The organism is Cupriavidus sp. C3SS-1, assembly GCF_057073755.1.
The window spans coordinates 2,397,354-2,423,055 of record NZ_CP172699.1 but is presented as its reverse complement, the minus strand read 5'-3'; the positions used below and the strand labels follow the sequence as shown (position 1 = coordinate 2,423,055).

28 protein-coding genes are annotated in these 25,702 nt (G+C 66.7%); 7 read left to right on the top strand and 21 right to left on the bottom strand.

Translation table 11 applies throughout. The features are described 5' to 3' along the window. Nucleotides 1-10: 10 nt before the first annotated feature. Together kynU and kynB are read right to left on the bottom strand one after the other, a co-directional pair. Entirely contained in the window at nucleotides 11-1,267 is a 1,257-nt protein-coding gene (gene kynU / locus ACIGJC_RS11240) for a kynureninase (protein ID WP_483708858.1), read from the bottom strand. A gap of 33 nt (nucleotides 1,268-1,300) precedes the next feature. After that, the gene (gene kynB / locus ACIGJC_RS11235) at nucleotides 1,301-1,960 is read right to left on the bottom strand and encodes an arylformamidase (RefSeq protein WP_483708857.1); all 660 of its coding nucleotides are present in this window, start codon (nucleotides 1,958-1,960) and stop codon (nucleotides 1,301-1,303) included. A gap of 154 nt (nucleotides 1,961-2,114) precedes the next feature. Between kynB and ACIGJC_RS11230 the strand changes: the two genes are divergently transcribed. Continuing rightward, nucleotides 2,115-2,603, top strand: coding sequence for an Lrp/AsnC family transcriptional regulator (locus ACIGJC_RS11230; RefSeq protein WP_483708855.1), 489 nt, complete (start codon nucleotides 2,115-2,117; stop codon nucleotides 2,601-2,603). Between the two features lie 30 nt (nucleotides 2,604-2,633). Here the strand turns inward: ACIGJC_RS11230 and ACIGJC_RS11225 are convergent, their stop codons facing one another. Continuing rightward, nucleotides 2,634-3,194 carry a flavin reductase family protein gene (locus tag ACIGJC_RS11225; RefSeq protein WP_483711524.1) on the bottom strand — a complete coding sequence of 187 codons (561 nt, stop codon included), beginning with the start codon at nucleotides 3,192-3,194 and terminating at the stop codon, nucleotides 2,634-2,636. Between the two features lie 329 nt (nucleotides 3,195-3,523). On the opposite strand from ACIGJC_RS11225, the gene msrA reads away from it, so the two are divergent. Next, nucleotides 3,524-4,066, top strand: coding sequence for a peptide-methionine (S)-S-oxide reductase MsrA (msrA, locus tag ACIGJC_RS11220; protein WP_483708854.1), 543 nt, complete (start codon nucleotides 3,524-3,526; stop codon nucleotides 4,064-4,066). Nucleotides 4,067-4,087: 21 nt separating this feature from the next. On the opposite strand, the gene ACIGJC_RS11215 is transcribed toward msrA, so the two are convergent. The 5 genes from ACIGJC_RS11215 to ACIGJC_RS11195 all read right to left on the bottom strand — a co-directional run bounded on the left by ACIGJC_RS11215 (nucleotide 4,088) and on the right by ACIGJC_RS11195 (nucleotide 11,120). Beyond that, nucleotides 4,088-5,146 (bottom strand): DUF72 domain-containing protein, encoded by a 1,059-nt coding sequence (locus ACIGJC_RS11215; RefSeq protein WP_483708853.1) that lies wholly within the window; start codon nucleotides 5,144-5,146, stop codon nucleotides 4,088-4,090. Next, nucleotides 5,143-6,378, bottom strand: coding sequence for a class I SAM-dependent methyltransferase (locus tag ACIGJC_RS11210; RefSeq protein WP_483708852.1), 1,236 nt, complete (start codon nucleotides 6,376-6,378; stop codon nucleotides 5,143-5,145). Before ACIGJC_RS11210 ends, ACIGJC_RS11215 begins: the two co-directional genes overlap by 4 nt. Before the next feature lie 211 nt (nucleotides 6,379-6,589). After that, a complete protein-coding gene (gene pdxH, locus ACIGJC_RS11205; RefSeq protein ID WP_483708851.1) occupies nucleotides 6,590-7,228 on the bottom strand; it encodes a pyridoxamine 5'-phosphate oxidase in 639 nt (212 codons plus the stop codon). Nucleotides 7,229-7,312: 84 nt separating this feature from the next. Beyond that, nucleotides 7,313-8,518, bottom strand: a complete 1,206-nt coding sequence (locus tag ACIGJC_RS11200; RefSeq protein ID WP_483708850.1) for an MFS transporter — start codon at nucleotides 8,516-8,518, stop codon at nucleotides 7,313-7,315. Between the two features lie 247 nt (nucleotides 8,519-8,765). Next, on the bottom strand, nucleotides 8,766-11,120 hold the full coding sequence (locus ACIGJC_RS11195) for an AsmA family protein (protein ID WP_483708848.1): 2,355 nt from the start codon (nucleotides 11,118-11,120) through the stop codon (nucleotides 8,766-8,768). A 173-nt stretch (nucleotides 11,121-11,293) separates the two neighbouring features. Here ACIGJC_RS11195 and tcdA point away from each other — a divergent pair, with 173 nt between their 5' ends. After that, nucleotides 11,294-12,166 (top strand): tRNA cyclic N6-threonylcarbamoyladenosine(37) synthase TcdA, encoded by an 873-nt coding sequence (gene tcdA / locus ACIGJC_RS11190; RefSeq protein ID WP_483708847.1) that lies wholly within the window; start codon nucleotides 11,294-11,296, stop codon nucleotides 12,164-12,166. Here the strand turns inward: tcdA and ACIGJC_RS11185 are convergent. Beyond that, a complete protein-coding gene (locus ACIGJC_RS11185; RefSeq protein ID WP_483708846.1) occupies nucleotides 12,163-12,741 on the bottom strand; it encodes a P-loop nucleotide/nucleoside kinase family protein in 579 nt (192 codons plus the stop codon). The two genes, tcdA and ACIGJC_RS11185, sit on opposite strands and share 4 nt — an antisense overlap. 157 nt (nucleotides 12,742-12,898) lie before the next feature. Here ACIGJC_RS11185 and ACIGJC_RS11180 point away from each other — a divergent pair, with 157 nt between their 5' ends. Then, on the top strand, nucleotides 12,899-13,342 hold the full coding sequence (locus ACIGJC_RS11180) for a bacteriohemerythrin (RefSeq protein ID WP_483708845.1): 444 nt from the start codon (nucleotides 12,899-12,901) through the stop codon (nucleotides 13,340-13,342). Between the two features lie 2 nt (nucleotides 13,343-13,344). On the opposite strand, the gene ACIGJC_RS11175 is transcribed toward ACIGJC_RS11180, so the two are convergent. Together ACIGJC_RS11175 and trxA are read right to left on the bottom strand one after the other, a co-directional pair. Next, a complete protein-coding gene (locus ACIGJC_RS11175; protein WP_483708844.1) occupies nucleotides 13,345-13,728 on the bottom strand; it encodes a cupin domain-containing protein in 384 nt (127 codons plus the stop codon). A gap of 70 nt (nucleotides 13,729-13,798) precedes the next feature. Continuing rightward, on the bottom strand, nucleotides 13,799-14,644 hold the full coding sequence (trxA, locus tag ACIGJC_RS11170; protein ID WP_483708842.1) for a thioredoxin: 846 nt from the start codon (nucleotides 14,642-14,644) through the stop codon (nucleotides 13,799-13,801). Between the two features lie 199 nt (nucleotides 14,645-14,843). On the opposite strand from trxA, the gene ACIGJC_RS11165 reads away from it, so the two are divergent. Beyond that, the gene (locus ACIGJC_RS11165; RefSeq protein WP_483708841.1) at nucleotides 14,844-16,556 is read left to right on the top strand and encodes a long-chain fatty acid--CoA ligase; all 1,713 of its coding nucleotides are present in this window, start codon (nucleotides 14,844-14,846) and stop codon (nucleotides 16,554-16,556) included. A gap of 25 nt (nucleotides 16,557-16,581) precedes the next feature. Here the strand turns inward: ACIGJC_RS11165 and ACIGJC_RS11160 are convergent, their stop codons facing one another. After that, complete coding sequence (locus ACIGJC_RS11160; protein WP_483708839.1) at nucleotides 16,582-17,382, bottom strand: ankyrin repeat domain-containing protein; 801 nt, start codon at nucleotides 17,380-17,382, stop codon at nucleotides 16,582-16,584. Between the two features lie 16 nt (nucleotides 17,383-17,398). Then, nucleotides 17,399-18,187 (bottom strand): gamma-glutamylcyclotransferase, encoded by a 789-nt coding sequence (locus ACIGJC_RS11155; protein ID WP_483708838.1) that lies wholly within the window; start codon nucleotides 18,185-18,187, stop codon nucleotides 17,399-17,401. Between the two features lie 225 nt (nucleotides 18,188-18,412). On the opposite strand from ACIGJC_RS11155, the gene ACIGJC_RS11150 reads away from it, so the two are divergent. Then, on the top strand, nucleotides 18,413-18,733 hold the full coding sequence (locus ACIGJC_RS11150) for a hypothetical protein (RefSeq protein ID WP_483708836.1): 321 nt from the start codon (nucleotides 18,413-18,415) through the stop codon (nucleotides 18,731-18,733). A gap of 45 nt (nucleotides 18,734-18,778) precedes the next feature. Here the strand turns inward: ACIGJC_RS11150 and ACIGJC_RS11145 are convergent, their stop codons facing one another. The 7 genes from ACIGJC_RS11145 to ACIGJC_RS11115 all read right to left on the bottom strand — a co-directional run bounded on the left by ACIGJC_RS11145 (nucleotide 18,779) and on the right by ACIGJC_RS11115 (nucleotide 23,360). Further along, entirely contained in the window at nucleotides 18,779-19,126 is a 348-nt protein-coding gene (locus ACIGJC_RS11145) for an FKBP-type peptidyl-prolyl cis-trans isomerase (protein ID WP_011297011.1), read from the bottom strand. 86 nt (nucleotides 19,127-19,212) lie between these two features. Beyond that, the gene (locus ACIGJC_RS11140; protein WP_483708835.1) at nucleotides 19,213-19,761 is read right to left on the bottom strand and encodes a YaeQ family protein; all 549 of its coding nucleotides are present in this window, start codon (nucleotides 19,759-19,761) and stop codon (nucleotides 19,213-19,215) included. A gap of 126 nt (nucleotides 19,762-19,887) precedes the next feature. Beyond that, nucleotides 19,888-20,196: a hypothetical protein gene (locus ACIGJC_RS11135; protein ID WP_211948713.1), complete on the bottom strand. Its 309-nt coding sequence runs from the start codon at nucleotides 20,194-20,196 to the stop codon at nucleotides 19,888-19,890. Between the two features lie 110 nt (nucleotides 20,197-20,306). Then, on the bottom strand, nucleotides 20,307-20,894 hold the full coding sequence (locus tag ACIGJC_RS11130; RefSeq protein WP_483708834.1) for a YceI family protein: 588 nt from the start codon (nucleotides 20,892-20,894) through the stop codon (nucleotides 20,307-20,309). Nucleotides 20,895-20,907: 13 nt separating this feature from the next. After that, nucleotides 20,908-21,294 (bottom strand): MAPEG family protein, encoded by a 387-nt coding sequence (locus ACIGJC_RS11125; protein WP_483708832.1) that lies wholly within the window; start codon nucleotides 21,292-21,294, stop codon nucleotides 20,908-20,910. A gap of 63 nt (nucleotides 21,295-21,357) precedes the next feature. Next, nucleotides 21,358-21,600, bottom strand: coding sequence for an RNA-binding S4 domain-containing protein (locus ACIGJC_RS11120; RefSeq protein ID WP_483708830.1), 243 nt, complete (start codon nucleotides 21,598-21,600; stop codon nucleotides 21,358-21,360). Beyond that, on the bottom strand, nucleotides 21,600-23,360 hold the full coding sequence (locus ACIGJC_RS11115) for a glutamine--tRNA ligase/YqeY domain fusion protein (protein WP_483708829.1): 1,761 nt from the start codon (nucleotides 23,358-23,360) through the stop codon (nucleotides 21,600-21,602). The genes ACIGJC_RS11120 and ACIGJC_RS11115 overlap by 1 nt, the downstream gene beginning before the upstream one ends. 256 nt (nucleotides 23,361-23,616) lie before the next feature. Between ACIGJC_RS11115 and ACIGJC_RS11110 the strand changes: the two genes are divergently transcribed. Further along, nucleotides 23,617-25,056 carry a CoA transferase gene (locus ACIGJC_RS11110; protein ID WP_483708828.1) on the top strand — a complete coding sequence of 480 codons (1,440 nt, stop codon included), beginning with the start codon at nucleotides 23,617-23,619 and terminating at the stop codon, nucleotides 25,054-25,056. A gap of 25 nt (nucleotides 25,057-25,081) precedes the next feature. On the opposite strand, the gene ACIGJC_RS11105 is transcribed toward ACIGJC_RS11110, so the two are convergent. Beyond that, nucleotides 25,082-25,699, bottom strand: coding sequence for a pyridoxamine 5'-phosphate oxidase family protein (locus tag ACIGJC_RS11105; RefSeq protein ID WP_483711523.1), 618 nt, complete (start codon nucleotides 25,697-25,699; stop codon nucleotides 25,082-25,084). Nucleotides 25,700-25,702 lie beyond the last annotated feature (3 nt).

Genomic DNA, 25,702 nt, shown 5'->3' with positions numbered 1-25,702 from the left:
GGCTCCGCTTTCAGGTCACCGCGCCGCGCGCATGGAAGCGCGCATCGCGGTAGGTTTCGGTATCGAGGACGTCGCGCAGCGTTTCCACCGCGTCCCACACCTCGGTAAAGCTCGTGTACAGCGGCGTGAAGCCGAAGCGGATGATGCGCGGCTCGCGGTAGTCGCCGATCACGCCGCGCTCGATCAGCGCCTGCATCACGGCATAGCCTTCCGGATGTTCGAAGCTGACCTGGCTGCCGCGGCGTGCATGCTCGCGCGGCGTGACCAGCGTCAGCGGATGGCGGCGGCAGCGCGCTTCCACCAGTGCGATAAACAGGTCGGTCAACTGCAGCGACTTGGTGCGCAGGGCGGACATATCGGTCTGCGCGAAGATGTCCAGGCCGCATTCGACCATGGCCATCGACGTGATCGGCTGCGTGCCGCACAGGAAGCGGCGCACGCCGTCGACGGGGCGGTATTGAGGATCCATCGCGAACGGCGCGGCATGGCCCCACCAGCCCGACAGCGGCTGCCAGAAGGCATCGCGCAGCGCGGGTGCGACCCAGACGAAGGCCGGCGAGCCCGGGCCGCCGTTGAGGTACTTGTAGGTGCAGCCGATCGCGTAGTCGGCCTTCGACGCGTTCAGCGCCACCGGCACGGCGCCGGCCGAATGGCACAGGTCCCACACCGTCACCGCGCCGCGCGCATGGGCCAGCTCGGTGAAGGCCGCCATGTCGAGCATCTCGCCGGTCTTGTAGTTGACGTGCGTGAGCATCAGCACGGCGGTGTCGGCGCCGACGGCCGCTTCGATCTCGGCCGGCGAATTCACCAGGCGCAGCGAATAGCCGTCCTGCAGCAGGTCGGCCAGGCCCTGGGCGATGTACAGGTCGGTCGGGAAATTGCTCGCTTCGGACACGATCACCTTGCGCGACGGATCGCGTGCGGCCTGCACGCGCAGCGCGGCGGCCAGCACCTTGAACAGGTTGATCGAGGTGGTGTCGGTGACGACCACTTCGTTCTCGCCGGCGCCGACAAGCGGCGCCACCATATTGCCCAGCCGCTGCGGCAGCTCGAACCAGCCGGCGGTGTTCCAGCTGCGGATCAGGCCGGTGCCCCATTCCTCGCTGACGACTTCGGCGGCGCGCGCGGCGGCGGCACGCGGACGTGCGCCCAGCGAATTGCCATCGAGATAGATCACGCCATCAGGCAGCGCGAACTGGTCGCGCAGGGCGCGCAGGGGGTCTTGCTGGTCGAGCAACAGGCATTGCTCGCGGGTGAGTGCGGTCATGTCGGCGTGGGGCAAGGGATTGCGGAAAGGTGTTTAGTCAAGGCTGCGCAGCACCGCGCGCACCGGGCTGGCGTCGAGCCCGGCAAAGCGCAACGGCAGCGCGATCAGTTCGTAGTCGCCTTCGGCGACGGCATCGAGCACCAGACCTTCCAGGATGGCGAGCCCGTGGCGGCGCACGGCACGGTGCGCGTCCATGGTCTTGGATTCCTGCGGGTCCAGCGACGGCGTGTCGATGCCGATCAGCTGCACGCCGTGCGCGGCAAGTAGTGCGATGGTTTCCGGCGCGACGGCGCAGAAGCCGGCGTCCCATTGTTCAAGCGGAGCGCGCGCGTAGGTGCGCAGCAGCACGCGTGGCGGCAGGGCGTCCAGCGCGTGCTCCAAGTGGTGCGGCGCGACCACCGGCGTGGCGCCCACGCAGTGAATCACGCGGCAGCGTCCGAGGTAGGGCGTCAGCCCTACGGCCCCGATGGGCGCGCCATCCGCGGCATAGTGCAGCGGCGCATCCGCATGCGCGCCGGTGTGCGGAGACAACGTGATGCGGCCCACGTTCACGGGGCAGTGTTCATCCATCTGCCAGGCGGCTTCCTGCTGGAACGGCGTGTCGCCCGGCCAGACAGGCGTGGCGGGCGAAAGCGGTGGGCTGATGTCCCACAGCCTGCGGCTGTCGGCGGGCGGGGCGGGGCGGTTGGTCATGTCTGCACGGCTGCCGCTGCGCGGTGCCTGTGTCGTCGTCGATGACGGCATGATAGTCAAAAAAACCGGCAAGAGGCTTGCGAAATCCACGGTAGAATCCGCGTGATTTCGCATAAAATTCGATTTAATTCAGAAATAACGCTGGAATATTCGAATGAATCTCGATCCCATCGATCTGCGCATTCTCGAGTGCCTTCAGGAGCACGGCCGCATCAGCAACCAGGACCTGGCCGACCGCGTGGCGCTATCGCCGTCGGCGTGCCTGCGGCGCGTGCGCTTGCTGGAAGAATCGGGGGTGATCGGCGGCTACCGGGCCTGGTTCGATGCCGAGCGGCTGGGACTGGAACTGGAAGCGATCGTGCAGGTCTCGATGCGGCACGACGTGGAAGGCTGGCATGACACCTTCATCGCGGCCGTGCAGGCGTGGCCCGAAGTGCTGTCGGCCTACATCATCACCGGCGACAGCAATTACATCCTGCGCGTGCAGGCGCGCAACCTGAAGCACTACTCGGATTTCATCGTGAACCGGCTGTACCGCACGCCCGGTGTGATGGATATCCGCTCCAACATCGTGCTGCAACGGATCAAGACCGACAGTTCGCCGCTGGCCGTGCTGAAGTCCGCGGATACTGCGGGAACCTGAGCGGGCAGCGCCAGGGCGGCGCCGCTGCCGTCAGTCTTCGAGGGGCGAGGTGGTCGAAAAGGCGCCGTTCTGGAACACCAGCGGCGGTTCGTGGCTGCCGAGCACGCCGCAGCGCTCGACTTCGCCGACGAAGATGATGTGGTCGCCTTCGTCATAGCGGCTGCGATTGTGGCATTCGAACCACGCGAGGGCATTGCCAAGGATCGGCAGGCCATTCTCCGACAGCCGGTAATCAACGCCCGCGAAGCGGTCGCCCTTGAGCGTGGAGAAGCGTTTGCACAGGTCGAGCTGCGAGGCTGACAGCACGTTGACGATGTAGTGCGAGCCGTCGCGGAACATTGGCAGGCTGTTGGCGCGCGTGGCCATGCTCCACAGCACCAGCGGTGGATCCATCGACACGGAATTGAAGGAACTGGCCGTGATGCCGATGAACGGCGGCGCCCCGGCGGCCACGGATGCGGCGCTTGCGCGCGTCGTGATGACCGTCACGCCGGTCGCGAACTGCGACAGCGTGCGGCGGAAATGGATCGAATCGAAATCCGGCGATGCGGCCTGGCCGGTCTCCCGCGGCGGGGCTTCAGGCATGCCCATCGCAAGGGCTCCACTGGCGGTCATGATGATTCATAGTTGGGGTCGCGGCGACAGGGACAAGATCCGCCCGGCTGTGCGCTGGCGTCGGTGTGGCAGGCAACGTTGGCGGCAAGGAATTTAGGGGCTGCGCCTCGATGTCGCGCTGCGCAACGATGTGCCCTATCGTTGGCAGATTCTTGAGAATTGTAGCGGGTTTGGCCATACGCTGCGTCGCGAGGGCCGCAATACGGTTCGCCCGCTACGGAGAAGCCGCAGGCAGATTGCCTTATCTGCGCTTATGCTTAAGACCGTCAGGTCGACAAACGCATGGATCCCGGGGGGCGGCGAACATGGAACACGAACTGGAGACGGCGACGCTGGGTGGAGGGTGTTTCTGGTGCCTTGAGGCGGTGTACCAGCTAGTGAACGGCGTGCGCGCCGTGGAGTCCGGCTATACCGGCGGGCATGTCAGCCATCCGACCTATCAGCAGGTCAGCGAGGGCGATACCGGTCATGCCGAAGTCGTTCGGGTGACCTTCGACCCCGCCGTCATCAACTTCCGCGAGATCATCGAGATCTTCTTCGCGATCCACGATCCGACCACTATCAACCGGCAGGGCAACGACGTGGGGCCGCAGTACCGCTCCGTCATCTTCACGCACTCCGAGGCGCAGCGTGCCGTGGCCGAGTACGTCATGCGGGAACTGGTCGCCAACAAGACCTTCGACGCACCCATCGTGACGCAGATTGAGCCGGAACAGCCTTACTGGCGTGCCGAGGCCAGCCACCAGAATTATTTCCAGGACCATCCGAGCCAGGGGTACTGCGCCTTTGTCATCTCGCCGAAGCTGGCAAAGTTCCGCGAGCGCTTCGCGGACAAGCTGCGCCGCTAGTTCGTTTAGCGGCTGGCGGCTTCACAGGCGCTCAGCGATCGCCTCGGCCAGCCGCGCGCATGTCAGGGGCGCCGAGCCCTCCGCCTTGTTGCTGATGATGACGGTCGCGCTCTGGCCGGCACGCAGGGTCCGCACGACCAGGTCCGCGATGGCCTCGCGCGTTTCGGGGTCTTCATCCACCAGGCGATTGAACGGCGAATAGATCGATTCAGCGACTTCGTACGGGCGGCCGGCATGCAGCATCCAGCGCAGCACAAGCGGGCCGGGCGCGTCGGCATCCATCAAGGCTTGCGCCGAGGCCTGGCGATGCACGGGCGGGAGCCGGTCGCGCGCCGACAGGCAAAAACGCACGCCATGCCGGCGCAGCAGCTTGATGTAGCGCGGCGTCAGCAGGACCGGGTCGCGCATCTCCACCGCATAGCAGGCATGCGGCGTGATGGAGGGATCCAGCCGCGGCAACGCGCCAAGGAAGCTGTCGAGCCGTTCGAGGAAAGCCGCGCCGTCATTGGCCAGGCTGCCCAGCGGCGAAAGCTGGAACAACAGCGGGCCGCACCTGGCACCTAATCCGGTGGTGGCTGGCGTGATGAAATCACGGATGGCGATTTCGGCGTCCAGGAAGGCGGCATTGGCCAGCCGGCCGACACCGTCCGACCCGCGCAGCCACGCATCGCACACGCTGGCGGGCGCCTTCACCAGGAAGCGAAAGGACTCGGGAACCTGCGCGGCGTAGGACAGGTAGTCCGCCAGCGGGATCGGGCCGTAGAAGCCGCGGTCGATGCCGGCTGCGCGCAGCAGCGGATGTTTCGAGTACGCGGCCAGGCCCTTGCGCGAGAGCAGGCTGTCGCCGTACTCGCCGTCATAGACCAACCCGTTCCAGCCGTTGTAGGACCACGACGAGGTGCCGAGATAGAGATTGGAGGGGAGCTGTTTTCCGAGTGCATCGAGCGCGGGATCGGGCCGTGCCGGCAGGACGGATTTGCCGCGGGAGGGCTTGCTTGCGGTGTCCGCGTCACCGCCGTCGGCGGCGCGCGGGGGCGGCGAAACTGGCGGAAGCAGCTCGCCGAACAGGTCTTCAGTCAATCGTTCAGGCCAATCGGATGGTCATAGATATAGCGGCGCGACCACGGTATCGCGGACGAGGCCTCGCCCGCCTTGTGGCACACGACCTGGTAGATCGACATCTGGTCCGCATCGAAGGCGTGCGCGCAGCCAGCCAGGTAGACGCGCCAGATACGGTACTTTTTCTCGCCCACCATGTCGCGGATGGCGCCGGAATGGGCTTCGAAGTTCTCGGCCCAGTGCCGCAGCGTCTGCGCATAATGGCGGCGCAGCAGCTCCACGTCAAATGCTTCGAGGCCGCCTTCCTGCATGGTCTTCAGCACCAGCCCGATATGCGGCAGCTCTCCCTGCGGAAATACGTAGCGGTCCATGAACTCGGACCCGTCCATCGGCGCATCGCTGGGATCGGGCACCGTGATGCCGTGGTTCATGGCGACGCCGTGGTCGGCCAGCAACTCGCGCATGCGACCGAAATAAGCGGGCAGGTTCTTCTTGCCCACGTGCTCGAACATGCCGACGCTGGTGATGCGATCGAACGTGCCCGTGATATCCCGATAGTCCTGCAGGCGGATCTCGATCCTGTCGGACAGGCCTGCCGCCTTGACGCGCGCGGTAGCCAGGTCGAACTGGTTCTGCGACAGCGTGATGCCGACGCATTGCGCGCCGAACTTCTGCGCGGCGCGTAGCACGAGCGCACCCCAGCCGCAGCCGATATCCAGCAGCGTCTGCCCCGGTTGCAGGCGGATCTTGGTCAGGATGTGATCGATTTTCTTGCGCTGCGCCGTGGCAAGATCTTCATTGCCGTGTTCAAAGTACGCACAGGAATAGACCATGTTCGGGTCCAGCCACTGGCTGTAGAACTCGTTGGACACGTCGTAGTGGTACTGGATCGCGTTCTTGTCTTCCTGCTTGGTGTGCGTGAAATGATGCGCCACCTTGGCCAGCGCGCCGCCGGCGCGCCGCTTGGCCGCCGCCGAGAAGCGGTAGCCGACGTCGATGATGTCGGTGAGCTTGCCGTCCAGGTCGATCTTCTCCTGGACATAGGCTTCGCCCAGGTTGTCCAGGCTGGGTGTGAGCAGCAGGGGCAGGGCACCTGCCTCGCGCACCGTCAGCGTCACGTCGGGCTTGTCGTAGCGACCCAGCGGATATTCGCTGCCATTCCACAGGCGTAGCTTGACGGGCAGGTTGGCGTGCTCGCGCAGATCGGCGATCCAGCTGTCCAGTTGCTTGTCGAGTGCTTGCTTGAAGAACATGCGCGTTACCTCCTGTCGTTGCGGCACACGTTGCGGAACGAAGGCGCAGAGCGATAACAAGCAGGGTCGTCTTTGCCCGGCGCAGCCCGGTCGCGGTAACGGGCGTGTTCAAGGCCGCCGCGTGAGCATGGCGCTACGCGGTGCCTGACACACTCCCAAAGCGACGCTTATCCCACTTTAGGACAATTCGCCGAAATGTGCTGTGCACCCATCAGGGAGACAGCCGCACGATCTTCCAGCCGTCGGCAGCGTCCAGCCGGTACGCGATGCGGTCATGCAAGCGCGACGGCCGGCCCTGCCAGAATTCGAGCGCGGTTGGAACCAGGCGGTAGCCGCCCCAGTGTGCCGGGCGGGGCGGGTTCTCGCCAAACTTGGCGCGGTACTCGGATTCGCGCTGCTCCAGCACATCGCGTCCAGGCACCTCCCGGCTTTGCTCGGAGGCCCAGGCGCCAAGCCGCGAGCCCAGCGGCCGCGAGGCGTAGTACGCGTCGCTCTCGTCGTCCTCGACCTTTTCCACGCGCCCTTCCACGCGCACCTGGCGCTCAAGCTGCACCCAATGGAACAGCAGCGCGGCGCGCGGGTTGGCGGCGAGGTCAAGCCCTTTGCGGCTCTCGTAGTTGGTAAAGAAGGTAAAGCCCTTATCGTCCATGCCTTTGAGAAGCACGATGCGTGCCGAAGGCTGGCCGTCGGCGCCGACGGTGGCCAGCGTCATCGCATTGGGCTCGGGGAGCTTGGCGGTCACGGCCTCGTCGAACCAGCGTTTGAACTGGGCCATCGGGTCGGCCGCCACTTCCGATTCGTTCAGGGAGCCCAGGACATAGGTACGGCGGAGGTCAGCGAGTTGAGTCATGTCGCATTCGGTTGGAATCAGCCGGAAAGCCGGTTGATTTCAGTATAGCGAATGCGCTGCAAGCCGCATTTGTGTGCCGGCAAATCAATGCGACGGCGGCGCAAGTTTCGCTGGCGCGGGGCGTGACTGCCGCCGTGAATAGAGGCCCGCCATGCCCATGGCGCCCGCCATGGACAGGAAGATGGGCAGCATGCCCAGCGCCGTGCCGACCACGCCGAACGTGAGCGGCCATACCACCTGGCTGGTGTTGAGCACCGCCGAGCGCAATCCCAGCGCCTCGCCGGCACGGCCGCTGGGCGAGGCCGTGTGAAGGATGTTCATGACATTGGGCTGGGCACTGCCCAGGGCCAGGCCAAGGATGAAGGCCAGGCCGCACATCATCCAGAAGTGGGCGACGAACGGGTAGGCCAGGTAGGCCGATGCGCCCACCATCAGCGCGATACGGATGATCTTCCACTCCGACAGGCGGCGCGACACCATCGGCATGGCCACGCGAATCGCGAACGTGGCGATGGCGAACGCGCCCAGCACCCAGCCGATCGCCGATGGCGACAGGCCGATGCGCGAGCCCTGGATCGGAATCAGGAACGCGTGCAGGTCCCAGGCGGCCGACAGGACCGCGCTGGCGACAAAGACGGCGCGAAGTTCGGGATGCTGCAGCAGGTCCAGCGTGGAGCGGCGGCTGCCATCTTCGATGGCGATGCGACCGGCGTTGCCACCCTGCGCGGGCAGGCGTGGGCGCACCCATTGCAGTCCGGCCTGTCCGGCCAGCGCGACCGCGACCAGCACCAGGAACGCAGGCCGGAATCCCGCATGCTCGATCACGTAACCCATCACCACCGGACCGAGCGTGCCCGACACCGACATGCCGAGCGCGTGCAGCGTGTAGTTGCGCAGGCGCGTGCCATTGGTGGAAACCTGGCCGATCAGCAACTGCATCGCCACCTGGACGAGCATGAAACCCACGCCGATCAGCGCGCAGGAAACGTAGAGCGCGGCAATCTCCTGCCATACCGCCGGCAGCAGCGTGCCCGCCACGACCATCAGCGAGCCCGCCATCATCGGCTTGCGCGGACCGATCTCGTCAATGCGCTTGCCGGCACGGATCGCGAGCAGCATGGGCAGCAGCGCGTAGAGCGACATCAGCAAGCCCAGCGTCACGGTCGACGCCTTCAGGGAAATGGCAAACAGGGACACCACCACGCGGCTGGCATTGAACGCCACGTGGTTGCACACCGTCAGTGCGATCAGCCAGCTGATCGGCGGGACGGCGGCATGGGGCAGCGTCATGGGGCGGGCGGCGAATTCGGCTTTTTGTTGCCGGTTGCAGCAAGCAACAAAAAACAAGGGCGGCCATGGGCCGCACCTTCGGAAGGGCGCCGTCGCCGGCACCCGGAGTGTGCCATTTGTTTGATACATCTTGTAAATGGCCGTTTAATTATGCGCCCACTGTGGGCGTGGCACAACGCAGAATCGACCTGTACCGAAAATTCACGCCAGGATTGTTGTGAATTTGCAGCGATGAAGGCCGAGTGCGTCAACCGCCCTTGTAGAGCTCGGTGTCGTTGGCGGGGCGGTTGACCGGCGGCGCCGCAGGTTGGCGCGCCGGTGACCGGGCTCCGTCGGCGGCTTGCTGGGCCGGCGGGGTGGTAGCCGACTGCGCCTGCTCAGCCTGCTTGGCTTGCCCCTTCGCGCTGTCTGGCTGCCCCGGCTTGCGCAGTTCCGCGGCCACGGCACTGGCCGCGTTGGGCGCCTTCGGGTCGCGGTAGGTCTTGCCCGGCGGCGGTGCGCTCGGCCGATCGTGCAGTTCCGCCAGCAGGCGGCCGCATTGGTTTTCCTTCGAGGACGACAGGTCCACCAATGGCACCACGGCTGTAGCCACGGGCGCAGCGAGCGCCAGGGCCAGCGCACCGCCGGCCCGCAGCGCGAGTATGCCGATGTCCGGGCTGACGCGCGGCTTCTTCAGCGTACCGCCGACATAGAGCGGCGAGCGCAGCGAGAAGATTCGCATACCCTTCGAGTCAGGGTGGATCGTCATCGCCAGCTTTTCACTGTTCAGGTCGATTGCGCCGACGGCATTGATTTCGGCGTCCTGCGTATCGAGCGTGAACGTGCGCGCGCGCGCGATGCCGTTGGTGAAGGCGAAATCGCCGACGCCGCAGTTGATCTGCACGGGTTTGTCGCCGAACAGCTTCGAGATGATGACGCTCCCCACGTTAAGGCCCATCGCTTCCAGCAGGAACTTGCTCACCGTGCCGTTTTCCACCAGCAGCTTGGCTTCGCCGTTGGAGGATGCCAGCAGCGCACCCACCGAATTCCCGGCTGCCGACAGCTTGGCGCTGCCGTTCATTTCGCCGATGCTGGCGCGCATCGACTGCACCGTCGGGAACAGTTGCTTGAGCTTGAGATGACGCGCGCGCATGTCGATCTTCGCGCCCATCGGCTCGCGCTTGCCGTCGAGCTGGATGGTGGACACGAGGTTGCCGCCGGCCACGCCAAAGTTGAGCGGGTCGAGCAGCAGCACGGCATCCGTGAGCTTCACGTGCGTCACCAGGTCGGTAATCGGCAGACGTTCATCGCGGATGATCCGCTTGCCGGTGAAGTGCACGTCGGCATCGATGGCGTCCCAGCGCTCGGTGCGGAAGGGAGCCACCGGCAGGGCCTTGTCGGCTGGCTGCCGCACGTTGCTGTCCGGCGCCGCCTTGCCCGGCTTGGCGTTGGCACCGATCAGCGGCGCCAGGTCGGCGAAGCGCAGCTCGTTGGAGACCAGCTTGCCCTCCAGCAGCGGCCGCGGCGCGCGTTGCGTGTAGGTCAGCGTGCCGCTCAGGTCGCTGCCGCCGACACGGCCGGTAAAGCCGCGGTACGCATAGACCGAGGCACCCTTGTGGATCGTCCCCACCAGGCGGCCGCGCGTTTCGTACGGCGGCGTGGACGGGAGCACGATGCCTGTCAGCGCGTACAGCTTGGCCATGCTGTCGCCCTGCAACTGCAGGTGGACATCGAGCGCAGCGAGATGCGCTGGATCGGTCAGCGTGCCTTCGACGACAGCCCGGGTCGCGCCGACGCGCACATCGGCCAGCAGCGGGAACGGTACGTTGATATTGCGCAGGCTCAGCACGTTGCCGGCTTTTCCGCTGGCATTGATGGTGGCTTCGTTATAGCGGCCCGTAGCCTTCCAGCGCAGGCCATAGCGCTGGTTGCCGGCTACGGCATTGGCCGGTGGACCGGACGCGGAAGGGACGCTTGCGGCCGATGGTGCAGGTCTGCCGGCCGGCGCGGAGGCGCTCGGCACGACCAGATCGCCGTCGCGCGCCTTGTCGTACACCGCTTCATTGCCAATGGTGTCGACCGTCGCCTGCAGGTCGATTTTCTGCGCCTGGTCGGACAGCGCCAGGTTGCCGCGAGAGAGCACGACTTCACCGATATCCAGGTGCCAGGAAGAAGGTTTTTTCTTGGGGCCGGTATCAAAGGTCCAGTTGTTGCGGTTGTCGGCCAGCCGTTCGAGCCATACCGCCGGGCTGTCGATGACGATGGTCGGCACCGCGATCTCGTGGGACAGCAGCGGCAATGGGCGCAGCACGAAGATCAGCTCGCGTACGGTCGCGATGTTCGGCGACTGGGTCCAGTCCGGGTTCCCGACGGTGATGTCGCGCGCCGACAGCCGGGGCCACGGGACAAACGTATGCCAGCCGGTCTCGCCTTCGGCCGAGCGCCAGGTGACGGTGAGGTCGCCGTTGATCGCGAACGGGCGACCAATGGCGTCCGATACCCGCTCGTTCAGCCAGGGCTTGAAGCGATTCCAGTCGAAGGTCAGGATCAGGACGAGTAGCAGGGCAATCAGCAGGATCGGCGTCAGCGCTGCCCAGAGAATGACCTTGCGGCGCACCGGCATGGGTAGTCTCCTGTGGGAGGGCGCCCGGCAACGGCAACCTGTGCGGCGGACGGGCCACTACGTCTATTGTATAGTTGCGCGCTTCGCTTACCTGTCGGGGGATGGCTGACACGGTGGCGTGCGCGCCATGCCACGCCAGCATGCTTTTCCACCCGCGTTGCCTGACCGCCAGCATGAACGACGCTGTCTCCCCCTCCCGCCAGCCCGGATTGCCCGAGCCGCTGATCCACGAAAGCACGGCCGATGACGATTACCACCGGCGCTTCGGTGGCGTGGCCCGGCTCTACGGCGCTGCTGGTCTGGCGCGGCTGGAAGCCGCCAGTGTCTGCGTGGTGGGCATCGGCGGCGTCGGCAGCTGGGCCGCCGAAGCGCTGGCGCGCAATGCGGTCGGGCGCATCACGCTGATCGACCTGGACCATATCGCGCTGTCCAATACCAACCGGCAGATCCACGCGCTTGGCGATGCCTACGGGCGTGCCAAGGTCGAGGCCATGGCCGAACGCATCCTGGCAATCAATCCGCGCTGCCGCGTCACGCAGGTCGATGACTTCGTCACGATCGACAACGTGGCCGGGCTGCTGGGCAGCGGCCATGACTACGTGATCGACGCCATCGACGCCGTGCGCGTCAAGACCGCCATGCTGGGCTGGGCGCGCCGCGAGGGCGTGCCCGTCATCACCTGCGGCGGAGCGGGCGGACAGTTCGACCCGACGCGCGTGCGCATCGACGACCTCGCCCGCACGATCCAGGATCCGCTACTGGCCAAGGTGCGCGGGAACCTGCGCAGGGACTGGGGCTTTCCACGCGACCCGAAGAAGAAGTTCGGCATTGCCGCGGTCTATTCGGACGAGCCGCTGCAATATCCCGAACCCGAGCAGCAGGCGTGCGAGATCGACGAAGCGCCGCCGGCAACGGCCGTGGCGCCGGCCTCGGGTCCGCAGGGGCTGGCCTGCGCGGGCTTTGGCTCCTCGGTGGCCGTGACCGCGGTGTTCGGCTTCGTGGCGGCGTCGGCCGTGATCGGCGCTATCGCCAGAGGCGGCGTCTAAGCGCTCAATGCGCGCAGCAGTGCGTCCGTTTCCGCCTCGCCGGGCGCGAGGTTGTTGAAGTAGACGAGTTCGGGGTATTCCGCCGGCGCGGGCATAAAGCGGCGCGTGCGGTACGCATCCCAGTGCGCCAGCTTGTAGGCGTCATTGGGGTTGCCGCGGCGGACGATGCGGTCGTGCGCCTCGTCTTCCGGCAAGTGGACCCACACGATGTGGACGGCGGTTCCGGCCGGTACCTTGAGCCAGGCCGGATCATGAAGCTGGTGGGCTTTCACCTCGCGCGACAACGGGCCGATCACCAGCACGCTGATGCCAAGGGCCAGGTTTTCGCGCGCGGTGTCGAGCAGCCCCTGGTATTCCGGGTCGCGCAGGTTTTCCAGGTAAGCCGGGCTGTCCCGGTCATTCGGGTCGCCGGTGATGGCGGCCATGGCCGCTGCGCTGTAGCGGCCGTACAGCGTGTCCTTGTCGAGCAGGCAGAACGGCTCGCCGGTGGCCTGCATCAGCGGGCCGATCAGGCGATGCGCCAGGGTGGTCTTGCCGGTGCCGGCATGGCCGCAGAAGAAGATCAGTCGTGGCATCTGGGAAGTCTCGGCTCGGAGGGCCGCGGGGGCGGCGCAACGGGAAGCATAACCTCCCGCGCGTTCGGGGAGGATTTGCGCAACATCAGATGCCGCGGGACTGAATTCGGTATCCTTTCCGTTTCTTTTCGTGCCGCCCGCCGTGCCAGCCCCATCCATGGATACCAAAGACCAGCTTTCCACAGACGGCCTGCCCGCCCACCTCATGCTGGGCGAACCGGTCACCGATGCCACCCATGCGGAATTCGTGCAGTTGCTGGATGCCGTCGCGCGCGCGGACGACGCCGGTTTCCTGCCGGCCATGGACGAATGGATCGAGCACACGCGGCATCATTTCGCCCAGGAAGAAACCTGGATGGAGGCCATGGACTTCGGCCCGCGGCATTGCCATGCCGGCGAACACAAGCAGGTCCTGGCCGTGGCCCAGGCCGTGCGCGACAAAGTCGTCAGCGACGGGGAACTGGATCTTGGCCGCCGCCTGGTGGCCGAGCTGTCCGGCTGGTTCGACCACCACGTCAAGTCGATGGACACCATGATGGTCGAGCACATGCGCGAAAACGGCTTCACGCTGATCGAGGCACCGGCCGGCCAGCCGGCCTGAATTCATGCGGGGCGCGCCGCCTCGCGGTCGATCACGACGAAATACTTGCGCACCGGTTCGAGCACTTCGAACAGGCCGGTGAAACCGGCGGGAATCACGCAGGCATCGCCGGGGCCGAACTCGCTGGCCGCGCCGGCATCGTCGCTGATGCGAATGCGCCCGCTGATCACGTGGAAGAATTCGTCCTTGCCGGCCGGAAAGGCAATGCGCCAGGATCCCGGCTCGCACGCCCACATGCCACAATCGAAATCGCCATGCCGGGCGCTGTAGTGCGTCCAGGTGGTACGGTCGGGGTTGCCCGCGACCAGGCGGTCAGGGCGAGGGCGGTCGTGGCTCGGCGCGGGCGCGGCGGCTTGGAAATCGATCAGGCGCACGGAGGCAGTCATGGCGGGTTTGGCGGGCGCAATGCCGGAAATCAGGGCCGCCAGTTTACCGCGCCACGTCGTCCAGAGGCCGTCAGTTGAGCGAGGTGCTCAGTTGCCGGCGCCAGCGCGACACCACGTCGGGCTGGTCGGCCAGCATGTCGAATACCGAGATCATGGTCTTGCGGCCGATATCGTCCTCGAAGCCGCGGTCAGCGCGCACGATTGCCAGCAACTGCTCTAGCGCCGGTTCGTACTGCTGCCGCGCGATCAGCAGCCGTGCCAGGTCAAGGCGGCCGGAAAGGTCATGCGGGTCGGCCGCGACGCGGTTCGTCAAGGTCTGCTCGTCGGGCAGGTCGGCCACGCCCTTCATGGCGTCCACGCGCGTGCGCAGGGCGGTGTAGGCGTCGTCCTGCGAAGCTTGCGCGGACAACTTGCCGAATTCGGCTTCCGCCTCGGCAAGCGCATTGCCGTCGAGCAGGAAGCTGATATATGCGAAGCGCGCCGCATCGGAACCGGGGTCCAGCGCCAGCGCTGCCGTGAAGGCATCACCGGCAGCTTGCCGGTCGCCCGCCGCGGCCAGGTTCCGGGCCTCGTCCAGTGCCAGTAGCGCGGGGTTTGGCGTGAGGCGCGACAGGAACTCGCGCAGGCCCGATTCCGGCAGCACGCCGGTGAACTGGTCGACCGCCTGCCCGTCGGCGAAGGCCACCACGTGCGGAATGCTGCGCACGCCGAAATGCCCGGCCAACTCCTGGTTTTCGTCCACATTCACCTTGACCAGCTTCCACTGGCCGTCGGCTTCCGCTTCGAGCTTTTCCAGCATCGGGCCCAGCGTGCGGCAGGGGCCGCACCACGGCGCCCAGAAATCCACGAGAACCGGCGCGTGGCGCGAGGCCTCGATCACTTCCGGTTCAAAATTCTGCAAGGTGACGTCGCTCATGGCTGCGGGGCCTGTCGGGCAGGCGTGGAGTTCTGTAATACAGCGATTGTGAGGGCAAGGGCGCCAAATGCAACCGCGCCAGCCCGACATCAGGAGCGTGATTGGGGAAAGCCATTGATTGAAAATAGAACGATCGTTCGGTTATAGTCGATGACACCCTTACAAACAGGTCGCCAAAGACCGTCCAGGAGACTCTTCGATGCAGACCCTTGCTCGCCCGCATTTCCAGTTCTGGCCCAAGCGCGTGCCAACCGCGATCGTGCTGCCGGAGACGTCGCTCTGGTACAACCTGGAGGTTTCCGCACGCCGCTATGCGGACAAGGCGGCCATTCGCTACTTCGGCAAGACTGTCACGTTCCGCGAACTGGAGGCGCAGGCCACCGCGCTGGCGGGCTGGCTGCAGCAGAAGGCCGGCGTGAAGAAGGGCGACCGCGTGCTGCTGTACATGCAGAACTGCCCGCAGTTCCTCATCAGTTACTACGCGATCCTGCGCGCGGACGCCGTGGTGGTGCCAGTCAACCCGATGAACCGGGCCGAAGAGTTCAAGCACTACGTCACGGACGCCGGTGCGCGCGTGGCCATCTGCACTGCCGACCTGGGCGCCGGTGTCGAGCAGGCCCAGTCCGAGCTGGCGCCGGCCGACCGGCTGCAGCATTTGCTGGTGTCGCAGTATGCGGACGCCTTGCCGGCGACCCACGAGCATCCCGAAGACGCCCCGGCCGCCTGGCTGACGACGCAGCATCCGCTGCCGGCCGGCGCCACGCCGTGGGCCGAAGCGCTTGGCGCAGGCTTGCAGCCGGGTCCGCATACGGCCGGCCCCGACGACATGGCGGTGATGCCCTATACCTCCGGCACCACCGGCTTCCCGAAGGGCTGCATCCACACGCATCGTTCGGTCATGCACAACATCATCGGCGGCTCGACGTGGTCGGGGAGTGGCGCGGAATCGGTGATCCTGTCGGTGCTGCCGCTGTTCCACGTGACGGGCATGCAGTACGGCATGAACGGCCCGATCTACAGCGGCGCCACGGTCGTGATGCTGCCGCGCTGGGACCGCGAGGTGGCCGGGCGCCTGATCTCGCGCTACCAGGTCACGCACTGGACCAACATCCCGACGATGGTGATCGACTTCCTGGCCAGCCCCAACCTGCCGGAGTTCGACCTGTCCAGCCTGCGCTACATCGGCGGCGGCGGCGCTGCCATGCCGCAGGCCATTGCCGAGCGGCTGCGCGACCAGTTCGGGCTGAACTACCTGGAAGGCTATGGCCTGTCGGAGACCATGGCGCCGACGCACAGCAATCCGGCGGATCGCCCCAAGCTGCAATGCCTGGGCGTGCCGACCTTCAATACCGATGCCCGCATCGTCGATCCGGTCACGCTCGAGGAACTGCCGCCCAACGAAGTCGGCGAGATCATCGTGTCGGGCCCGCAGGTGTTCAAGGGCTACTGGGGCAAGGAAGATGCCACGCGCGACGCCTTCATCCAGTTCGACGGCAGGACCTTCTTTCGCACCGGCGACCTCGGTCGCATGGACGAAGAGGGCTACTACTTCATCACCGACCGCCTCAAGCGCATGATCAATGCCTCCGGCTTCAAGGTGTGGCCGGCCGAGGTGGAAAACCTGCTGTACAAGCATCCGGCGGTGCAGGAGGCCTGCATCATCGGCACGCGCGACGCGTATCGCGGCGAGACCGTGAAGGCGGTGGTGGTGCTGCGCGCGCAGGCCAAAGGCAAGACCACGGCCGAGGACATTGTCGAGTGGGCCAAGGAAAACATGGCGGCCTACAAGTACCCGCGCGTGGTCGAGTTCGTCGATGCCTTGCCCAAGTCCGGCACGGGCAAGGTGATGTGGCGCCAGCTGCAGGAAACCGAGAACGCGCGCACGGCCGACACGCAGACGCCGGCCGCCTGAGGCGGCGGAACAGAGCGCGCCGCGGTCAGTGACCGCGTGCGCGCATGAGGATCTTGACCATCGACTTGTAGCCGCGCTCGCGCGCATGGCGCGTGGGCGACACGCCTTCGCGGTCCGCCAGGTTGGCGTCGGCACCGGCGTCGATCAGCAACTGCACGATTTCTTCATAGCGCGCGCTGCCATCGCCGAGGATCACGGCCTCGAGCAGGGCCGTCCAGCCAAGCTGGTTGACGTGGTCCACGGCAATGCCTTTCTGCAGCAGCAGCTTCACCACCTCGACATTGCCGTGCTGGCAGGCGGCGATCAGCGCGGTGCCATCGTAGCGGTCCGTACTGGCGAGGTCCGCGCCATGCGACAGCGAGAGCCGCACCACCTCGACCTGGCCCGTGGCGGCCGCCAGCAGGAACGGGCTGTTCGATTCGGCGTCCTTGCGATTGACGTCGGCGCCGGCCAGAGTCAGCGTCCTTGCCACGTCGCCGCGCCGGTTGTAGACCGCCGCCAGCAGCGCGCTGCGACCCCGTTCGTCGACAGCCTGCGCCGAGGCGCCGGCTGCCAGCAGGCGGTTGACGAGTTCCAGATCGCCGCCGGTCGCGGCGGTGATCAGGTTGCGGTCCAGTGCGGTGATCCCTTCCGAGCGATTCGGGACGTGTGCGCCGTTGCTGTGTGGGCCGCGTGACGAGCCCGCTTCCTCCGAACTGCGGGCGGGGCGTGCCGCCAGCGTCTGGCCACCCTGGCCGGCCAGCAGGGCGCCACAGCTCAGCAGGCCCATCAGTCCCAGCATTTCGGCAAGCGCGTGGCGGCGGGTGCGGACAAAGGGGCGCGTCATGGCGTTCGCTCCTGGGTCAGACGGTCTCGTGCGGGCTTGCCGGCGCGGGCAGCGGCGCCTCTTCGCCACCAGACTGCGACGGACGGGCCGACCCGCCATGACCGCGTTGCGCATCGGCGGCATCATGGTCCTGCAGCTGGCGCCACAGCCGGCCAAGGTAGGGGTCGTCGACGCCATGGGTGGCCAGGCCCAGCAGCGTTTGCTGCAGATACTCGCGCGCCGGGCCGTAGAGGCCGACGGCGTGACGCAGCCGCTCCACCACGCTGGCGTCGGGCAGGCGCCCGGCATAACCTTCGTGGTCGCGGTTCATGACGAAGGCCAGCGCACGCTGCTCGGGACCATCGGAACCGGCGCCCGGGCCGGTGCGGATGCGCAGCCAGCGCGGATGGTAGGCGCCTGTCAGCATCTCGCGGCGCCACAACAGGCGGAATTCCTGCTCCACCACGTGGCTCGGAATACGGAACACCATGCCATGGCAGCAGCCGCCGCGGTCGAGGCCAAGCACCAGCCCCGGGTTATCCCAGGTGCCGCGGTTGATACGGGAGTAAAGATAGAAGCCGCGATGGTATCCATGCACGGTGGCGCGCTGGCGATCGGTATGCACCACCATCGGGTTCCAGATCAGCGAGCCGTAGCCGAAGACCCAGACATCGCCATGGAGGGCGCAGTCGTCGGGGCGGCTGGCCAGTGCCTCGTGCAGGGAACGCTCGAAGGCTTCCACGGGCAACAGGGCGGACGCGACCGGCGTGCTGCACAGCGAGGTGCGCAGCCGATCCGTTTCGAGGTCCTGTCGGGTGATGGCCATGTTGCCAGCATAATGCAAAGTCGGCCGACGGGCGGGGCCAGGAAGCGGCACGAGCGCCATATCGGGTCGATGGCAGGCAAGGGTGTGGGCGCCAGGCAACGCTCGATCCGCAACGGCCGCCTTGTTCTCGATCAGGCCAGCTCGTGTTGAGGCCGGTTCGGACTGGCTTAGCCTGCCGCCTAGTCTCTACAATGGCGGCATCATCCCGACCTTGGAGAACCGGCAATGGCGCGTACGCTTACGGTGGTGTTCGGCAACGGCAAGGAGTTCGAATTCTCGATCAGCCAGGCGGAGCTGGCGGCCGTCGGGGAAGAGGCGGCGTGGCGCTGGTTCGACAAGGAGTACACCGAGCTGGACTGCCAGGCGTCGAGCCCGGTCGGCAAGGTGCTCGTGATCGACAAGATCCTGAACGTGGCCAAGTTTTCAGGGGAATCGCGCTTTGCCGGCGATACCGCGTGGGCGCAGGACTATGCCCGCCACGCGGCGCGCCTGCTGGACCGCGACAAGGTCCGGGTCGATGTCGGCAATGCCGCCATCGGTTTCTGAGGCCATTCACAAGCGAAGCGGGCAGCGCCCGCTTCGCGGCCGGTGTCAGACGCCCAGCAGTTCCACTTCGAACAGCAGCGTGGCGTTGGGCGGAATCACGCCGCCGGCGCCGCGCGCGCCATAGCCAAGGTCGGCCGGGATCACCAGGCGGCGCACGCCGCCAACCTTCATGCCCTGCACGCCTTCATCCCAGCCGCGGATGACATGGCCGGCGCCCAGCGGGAACACGAACGGATCGTTGCGGTCCTTGCTCGAATCGAACTTGCGGCCGGCCTGGCCGTTTTCGTACAGCCAGCCGGTGTAGTGCACGGTCACGTGCTTGCCGGCAACGGCTTCGGCGCCGGAGCCGACGGTGGTGTCTTCGTACTGCAGGCCAGACGGGGTGGTTTGCATGGTGTGATTCCTTGCGGTTGGTGCAAAAAAAATGCGGTTGGAGCGGGGGAGCGGGCAGGCCGGTGCGCTGTGCGTCCCGGGCCTGCTCAGCTTGCGGCGCGCTGGAGCACGTCCAGCGTCAGTTGCACATTGCGGTCATCGTCGCTGACCCAGATTTCGCCGTCCTGGATCGTCACGGACAGGCGCATGGCACGTTGGGCCAGCGCGGCCAGCGCGTCGACCGCGTCAGTCGGCACATTGTAGATCGTCACATTGCGCAGCTTGCCCGCCTTGCCGGCCATGCCCTTCCACCACTCGCGCGCGCTGGCGCCGTTGTAGGCATAGACCGTGACGCGGTCAGAGCGGGCCGCCGCGCGCTTCAGGCGCGATTCGTCGGGCTGGCCGAGCTCCACCCAGTGCTCGATCTCGCCGGTCAGCTTGCGGTCCCACAGGTCGGGTTCGTCGGGTTCGTCCAGGCCGCGCGTAAAGGCGAGGGTCTCGCTCGCTTCGCAGGCAAAGGCCAGCAGGCGCACCATCATGCGCGCGTCGTTTTCGGACGGGTGCTGGGCGATGGTCAGCGTATGGCTGCCGTAGTACGGCCGGTCCATGTCGGACACCGACAGTTCGGCTTTGAAAATGGTGGATTTGAGCGCCATGGAGAAAGGGATACGGCACGCGTCGTGCGACGCGAAAGGCCGCATCATACGTGAATCGGGCGGCCGGCCATATGTCCGGGCCCGACTCCGGCGCGGGCGGGCTGGCGCCTGGCCAGCCGGCGGGTGTCAGCGTTTGCGGTAGTCGCTGAGGTAGAAGCGCAGCAGCGCCGACATCAGCACCGTGGTCAGGAAGGCCGCCGCGACCACCATGGCGTTCCCGGCAGGGCTGTCGAGCTGGCCGGCCAGCGTGAGGCGGAACAGCCAGGTTCCGACCGTCATGGCCAGGAACGGCAGCAGCAGCGCGCCGCGGCCGTAGGTGCGCACTGCCCAGAGCGGGAAGCGCCGCAGGAATTCGAGGGGGATGGCGCACAGCAGGCAGGCGCCGGACGCCGCCAGCGCGGCGGCCACGATGTCGCCCGAGTGGATATCGATCATTGTCTGTCTCGCGTCGCCGGCACGCAGGATGCGACGCGCGGCAGGCAATTGTAGGGAAGCCAACCGCCGATTCTACAAAAAAATCCCGGCGTAAAGGTGATCGGATGCCGTCACGGCGCAGCCGAATCCGCGGGCGACGCCTCGACGGAGATCTGCAGGCTTACGTTATCGCCCACTTCCGGCAGGAAGCGCGTCATGCCGAAGGTGCTGCGCACCACGGTGGCGTGGAAGTCGCCGCCGCAAACCTTGCGGCGGATGCCGAACAGCGAGATTTCGCCGCAGCTGAAGCGATCGACCTCCAGCCTGAGCGGCCGCGTCGTGCCGAGCAGGTTGAGTTCGCCTTCGACTGCTACAAGCTTGCCATTCTCGACGACGAAGCGGTCGGCCCGCAGCCGCGCCACCGGGGAATTGGCGGCATCCAGGAACTGTGGCGAACGAAGCACGCCGTCGAGGCTGCGGTTGCCGCTGTCGACCGAAGCCGTTTCCACGGTGAAGTCGATGCCCCCGGCGCCCGTGGCGGGGTCATAGACGATCCGCCCGTCGATCTTGCCGAACCGCCCGCGCACCGTGGTGCGGTCGAAGTGGTTGGCGGCGAAGTAGACGCTCGTATGCGTCGGGTCGACGGTGTAGGCGACCGGGGCAGCGACAGTCGCCCCGCTCAGGGCGGCCAACAGCCACGCAAGGCAACGCGTGCGCATGGCGGGGCGTTCCTTAGTTATGCACGAAGACGGGCAACAGGAAGATGCCGACCACCGACAGGAAGCCGATGGTCCAGCACAGCGTGCGCAGCGTGGCGCGATCGGTCAGGTAGCACACGGTGTACAGCACGCGCGCAACGATGAAGACCATCGCCAGTTCGTCGATGCGAGCCTGGGGCGCCTGCAGATGGGTGGCTACCAGCACTGCCGCGGCAAAGAAGGGGAACGCTTCGAAATGGTTGCGGTGCGCCAGGTCGGCGCGGCGCGCGCGGCCGCTCTGGCGCTCCAGCCAGCCGCGCGGGTCGTGGTTGTCAAAGGCCTTGCCGCCGGCCTTGGCAACAGCCACCGTCACGACAGGCAAAATGCCCGCCACGAGGACACACCAGAATGCGATCGGCATGGTTCCGTCCTTCCGTGAAGCTGCATTCCTGGCAGCGGCGGCGCCGCTGCCGACCGCCAGCCGTCAGGCCGCGACCACCCGGATGTCGATACCGGGCAGGCTGACAACCTGGCCGGCGCGAATCTTCGCAGTCTTGCGCGATTCGGGCTCTCCGTCCACCGACACTTCACCGGCGGCGACCAGCGCCTTGCCGGCGCCGCCGCTGTCGCACACACCCGCCAGCTTGAGCAGGTCGTTGAGCGCAATGAACTCGCGATCGAGCGGGAACGTGATGACCTGCACCTGGGATTTGCCTGCCTTTGCCATCACTTGCCCCAGCTGTCCTTCAGCCCGACGATGCGGTTGAAGACCGGCTTGCCCGGCTGCGAATCGACGCGGTCGGCGACGAAGTAGCCATGGCGCTCGAACTGGAAGCGGTCTTCCGGCGCGGCGTCGCGCAGGCTCGGCTCGAGGTAGGCGGTGATGACCTGCTTCGAGTCCGGGTTCAGCGCTTCCAGGAAGTTCTTGCCGCCGGCATCCGGGTTCGGGTCGTTGAATAGGCGGTCGTACAGGCGCACTTCGCATTCATAGGCCGCTGCGGCGCTGACCCAGTGGATCACGCCCTTGACCTTGACGCTGTCCGCGCCCGGCGTGCCGCTCTTGGTGTCGGGCAGGTAATTGGCATGCACCGCCACGACGTTGCCGTCGGCGTCCTTGTCCACGCCGGTGCACTCGATCACGTAGCCGTACTTCAGGCGCACCTTGTTGCCCGGGAACAGGCGGAAAAAGCCCTTCGGCGGGGTCTCGTTGAAGTCCTCGCGCTCGATCCACAGCTCGCGCGAGATCGGGAACACGCGCTTGCCCAGCTCCGGCTTCTTCGGATGCACGGGCGCCGAGCATTCCTCGGTCTGGCCATCGGGGTAGTTGTCCAGGATCAGCTTGAGCGGGTCGAGCACGGCCACGCCGCGCGCGGCGCGTCCGTCCAGGTCGTCGCGCACCGAGCCCTCGAGCGTGCTCATGTCAATCCAGCTATCGGCCTTGGCCACGCCGACGCGGTCGCAGAACAGCTGGATCGACTCCGGCGTATAGCCGCGGCGGCGGATGCCGACGATGGTCGGCATGCGCGGATCGTCCCAGCCCTCCACGCGCTGCTCGTCCACGAGCTGCTTGAGCTTGCGCTTGCTGGTGATGGCGTAGGTGAGGTTCAGGCGCGCGAACTCATACTGGTGCGGCAGCGGATCGCTGAACACGCCGCAATCGCGCAGGTGTTCCAGTACCCAGTCGTACAGCGGGCGGTTGTTCTCGAACTCGAGCGTGCACAGCGAATGCGAGATGTTCTCGATCGCATCGGAAATGCAGTGCGTGAAGTCGTACATCGGATAGATGCACCACTTGTCGCCGGTACGGTGGTGGTGCGCATGGCGGATGCGGTACAGCACCGGATCACGCATGACGATGTTGGGCGCGCTCATGTCGATCTTCGCGCGCAGCACATGCTCGCCGTCCTTGTACTTGCCGTCGCGCATGTCGCGGAACAGCTGCAGGTTTTCCTCGACGCTGCGGTCGCGGAACGGCGAAGGCTTGCCCAGTTCGGAGAAGTTGCCGCGGTTGGCGGCAATCTGCTCGGCGCTCTGGCTGTCGATGTAGGCCGCGCCGCGCTCGATCAGCTTCTCGGCGAACGTGTAGAGCTGGTCGAAGTAGTCGCTTGCGTAGTGCAGGTGCGGCTGGCCGCCCGGGGTCCTGTTGTCCCAGGAGAAGCCCAGCCAGTGCACCGCGTCGATGATCGAGTCGACGTATTCGGTGTCTTCCTTGACCGGGTTGGTGTCATCGAAGCGTAGGTGGCAGCGGCCGCCGTAGTCGCGCGCCAGGCCGAAGTTCAGGCAGATGCTCTTGGCGTGGCCGATATGCAGGTAGCCGTTCGGCTCCGGCGGGAAGCGGGTGATGACGGTCGGCAGCGGCTCGCCCTGGCTGTCCTGGCGGCCGGCATAGGTGCCGGCGGCGAGGTCGTGGTCGATGATGCTCCGCAGGAAGTTGGAAGCTGCGGGCGAGGCGGGCGTGCTGTCGGTAGGCTTGTTGTCGTGGCTCATGGTGGCGCCGTGTGGCGGCTGGATGGACCGCTCGGTCTTCAGTGTTGCGTGGCGGATTGCCAATTTCGTGATTTTACCGTGCCAACGGCGCCACCCGGCGCGAGCATGGCGGAATTGTGCTCGCTTTTTGTGTACGACGCTGCCCCGGGCAGTCCGCCAGGGCAGCCGAAAGTGACGTCCGGGGGTAGCATGTAGGCCGGACGTTCACCGGCCGGCTGCCCTCGCGCCAGCCGCCATCTTTCCGGGGTTTGCCGCCATGACTGCCAGTCTCGATACCGCTTCCGTTCCCGCCGCGCCCGCCAACGTCGCCGCCGGCTTGTGGCAAGACGCCGGCCTGCCCGCCGACGCGCTGGGCCATCTTGCCCTGACGGGCGTCGATCCGGTGCTCCCGTCCAGCTTTGCCGTCGGCACGGCGGCGCAGGCCAGCCTGGCAGCTTCGGCACTGGCCGCCGCGGCGCTATGGCAGCAGCGCACCGGACGCTGGCAGCAGGTGGCCGTGGACATGCGCCACGCCATCACAGAGTTCCGCAGCGAGCGCTACTTGCGCGTCGACGGCGGCGCGGCGCCCGAATTGTGGGACAAGATCGCCGGCGTCTACCGCTGCGGCGATGGCCGCTGGGTCCGCCTGCATACCAATTTCCCGCACCACCGCGACGGCGTGCTGCGCCTGCTCGGCTGCGCCCATGACAAGGCCGCCGTGCAGGCGGCGCTGGGCAAGTGGGAAGCCGAGGCATTCGAAGCCACGGCCTCCGACGCCGGCCTCGTGGTCGCCGCCATGCGCAGCTTCGATGAGTGGGACCGGCACCCCCAGGCCGAGGCGTTGCGCGGGCTGCCACCGGTCACGCTGGAGCGGATCGGCGAAGCGCCGCCGCAATCGCTGCCCGCGCCGCCGGCGGCCGAAGGGCGGCCGCTTTCCGGAGTCCGGGTCCTGGATTTCACGCGGATCATCGCGGGTCCGGTAGCCGGACGCACGCTGGCGGCACATGGCGCCGACGTGCTGCTGGTCACGGCGGCACACCTGCCGTCGATTGCGCCGCTGGTCATCGATACCGGCCGCGGCAAGCGCAACTGCGAGCTCGACCTGCGCGATCCCGACGACAAGCGCACGCTGCACAAGCTGCTGCACGGCGCCGACGTCATGATCCAGGGATACCGGCCCGGCGGGCTCGCCGACCTCGGCGTAGGCCCTGAGGCCGCGGTTCGCGCGCGGCCTGGCCTGGTCTATGCGTCGCTGAGTGCCTATGGCCATGTCGGCCCGTGGTCGGGCAAGCGGGGATTCGATTCGCTGGTGCAGACGGCCACAGGCTTCAACCATGCCGAAGCGCAGGCTGCCGGGGAGGATGCGCCACACCCGCTGCCGGCCCAGGTGCTGGACCACGCAGCCGGCTACCTGCTGGCGTTCGGCGCCATGGCGGCGCTGCACCGCCGCGCCACGGAAGGCGGCAGCTGGCACGTTCGGGTTTCGCTGGCGCAGGTCGGGCAGTGGTTACGCAGCCTTGGCCGTGTGCCGGCAGGGCTGCAGGCACCGGAGCAGAAAATCGATGATGTGGCCGATCTGCTGGAAGTTCTGCCATCAGGCTTTGGCATGCTGACCGTGGTGCGCCACGCAGCGCAGTTGTCCGAGACGCCAGCCCGTTGGACCCTGCCATCGGAGCCGCTCGGCACCCACGTGGCCGAGTGGCTGCCGCGCGCCTGACGCTGCATCAGGCGCCGGTCTGTTCCTAGTAAAGCGTAGTGCGCAACCGCTCGGGCAGTTCGCGGTCATAGGCTTTCCCGTCGATCGCGTTGCGGCTCAGCGCGGCCAGAATTTCGCCATTGCTGGGCAGCGTGCTGCGCGCACGCCGGGAACCGGCGTCCCACACCTTCGAACGCAGCAGCGCGCGGGCGCACTGGAAGAACACGGCCTGCACGTGGATGACCAGTACCGAGACGGGAGGCTTGCCATCGACCGCGCACCTGGCAAGCAGGTCCGGATCGACCGATATCCGCGCCGTCCCGTTGACACGCAGGGTCTCGTCGATGCCCGGGATCACGAACAGCAATCCCACGCGCGGGTCGGCGACGATATTGCGCAGGCTGTCGATGCGGTTGTTGCCGCGCCGGTCGGGCATCAGCAGCGTGCGTTCGTCCAGCACCTGCACGAAGCCGGGCGTGTCGCCGCGCGGCGAGCACTCGGCGGCGTCCTTGCCGACCGTCGAAAGCAGGCACAGCGGCGCTGCTTCGACAAAGGCGCGGTAATACGGATGCAGGTAATCGACTTCCTTGGCAAGCGATGGCGCAGCTGGCTGCGCATACAGCGCTTCGAGTTCGGCGAGCGTGGCGATGGTGTGCGGATCCATGGG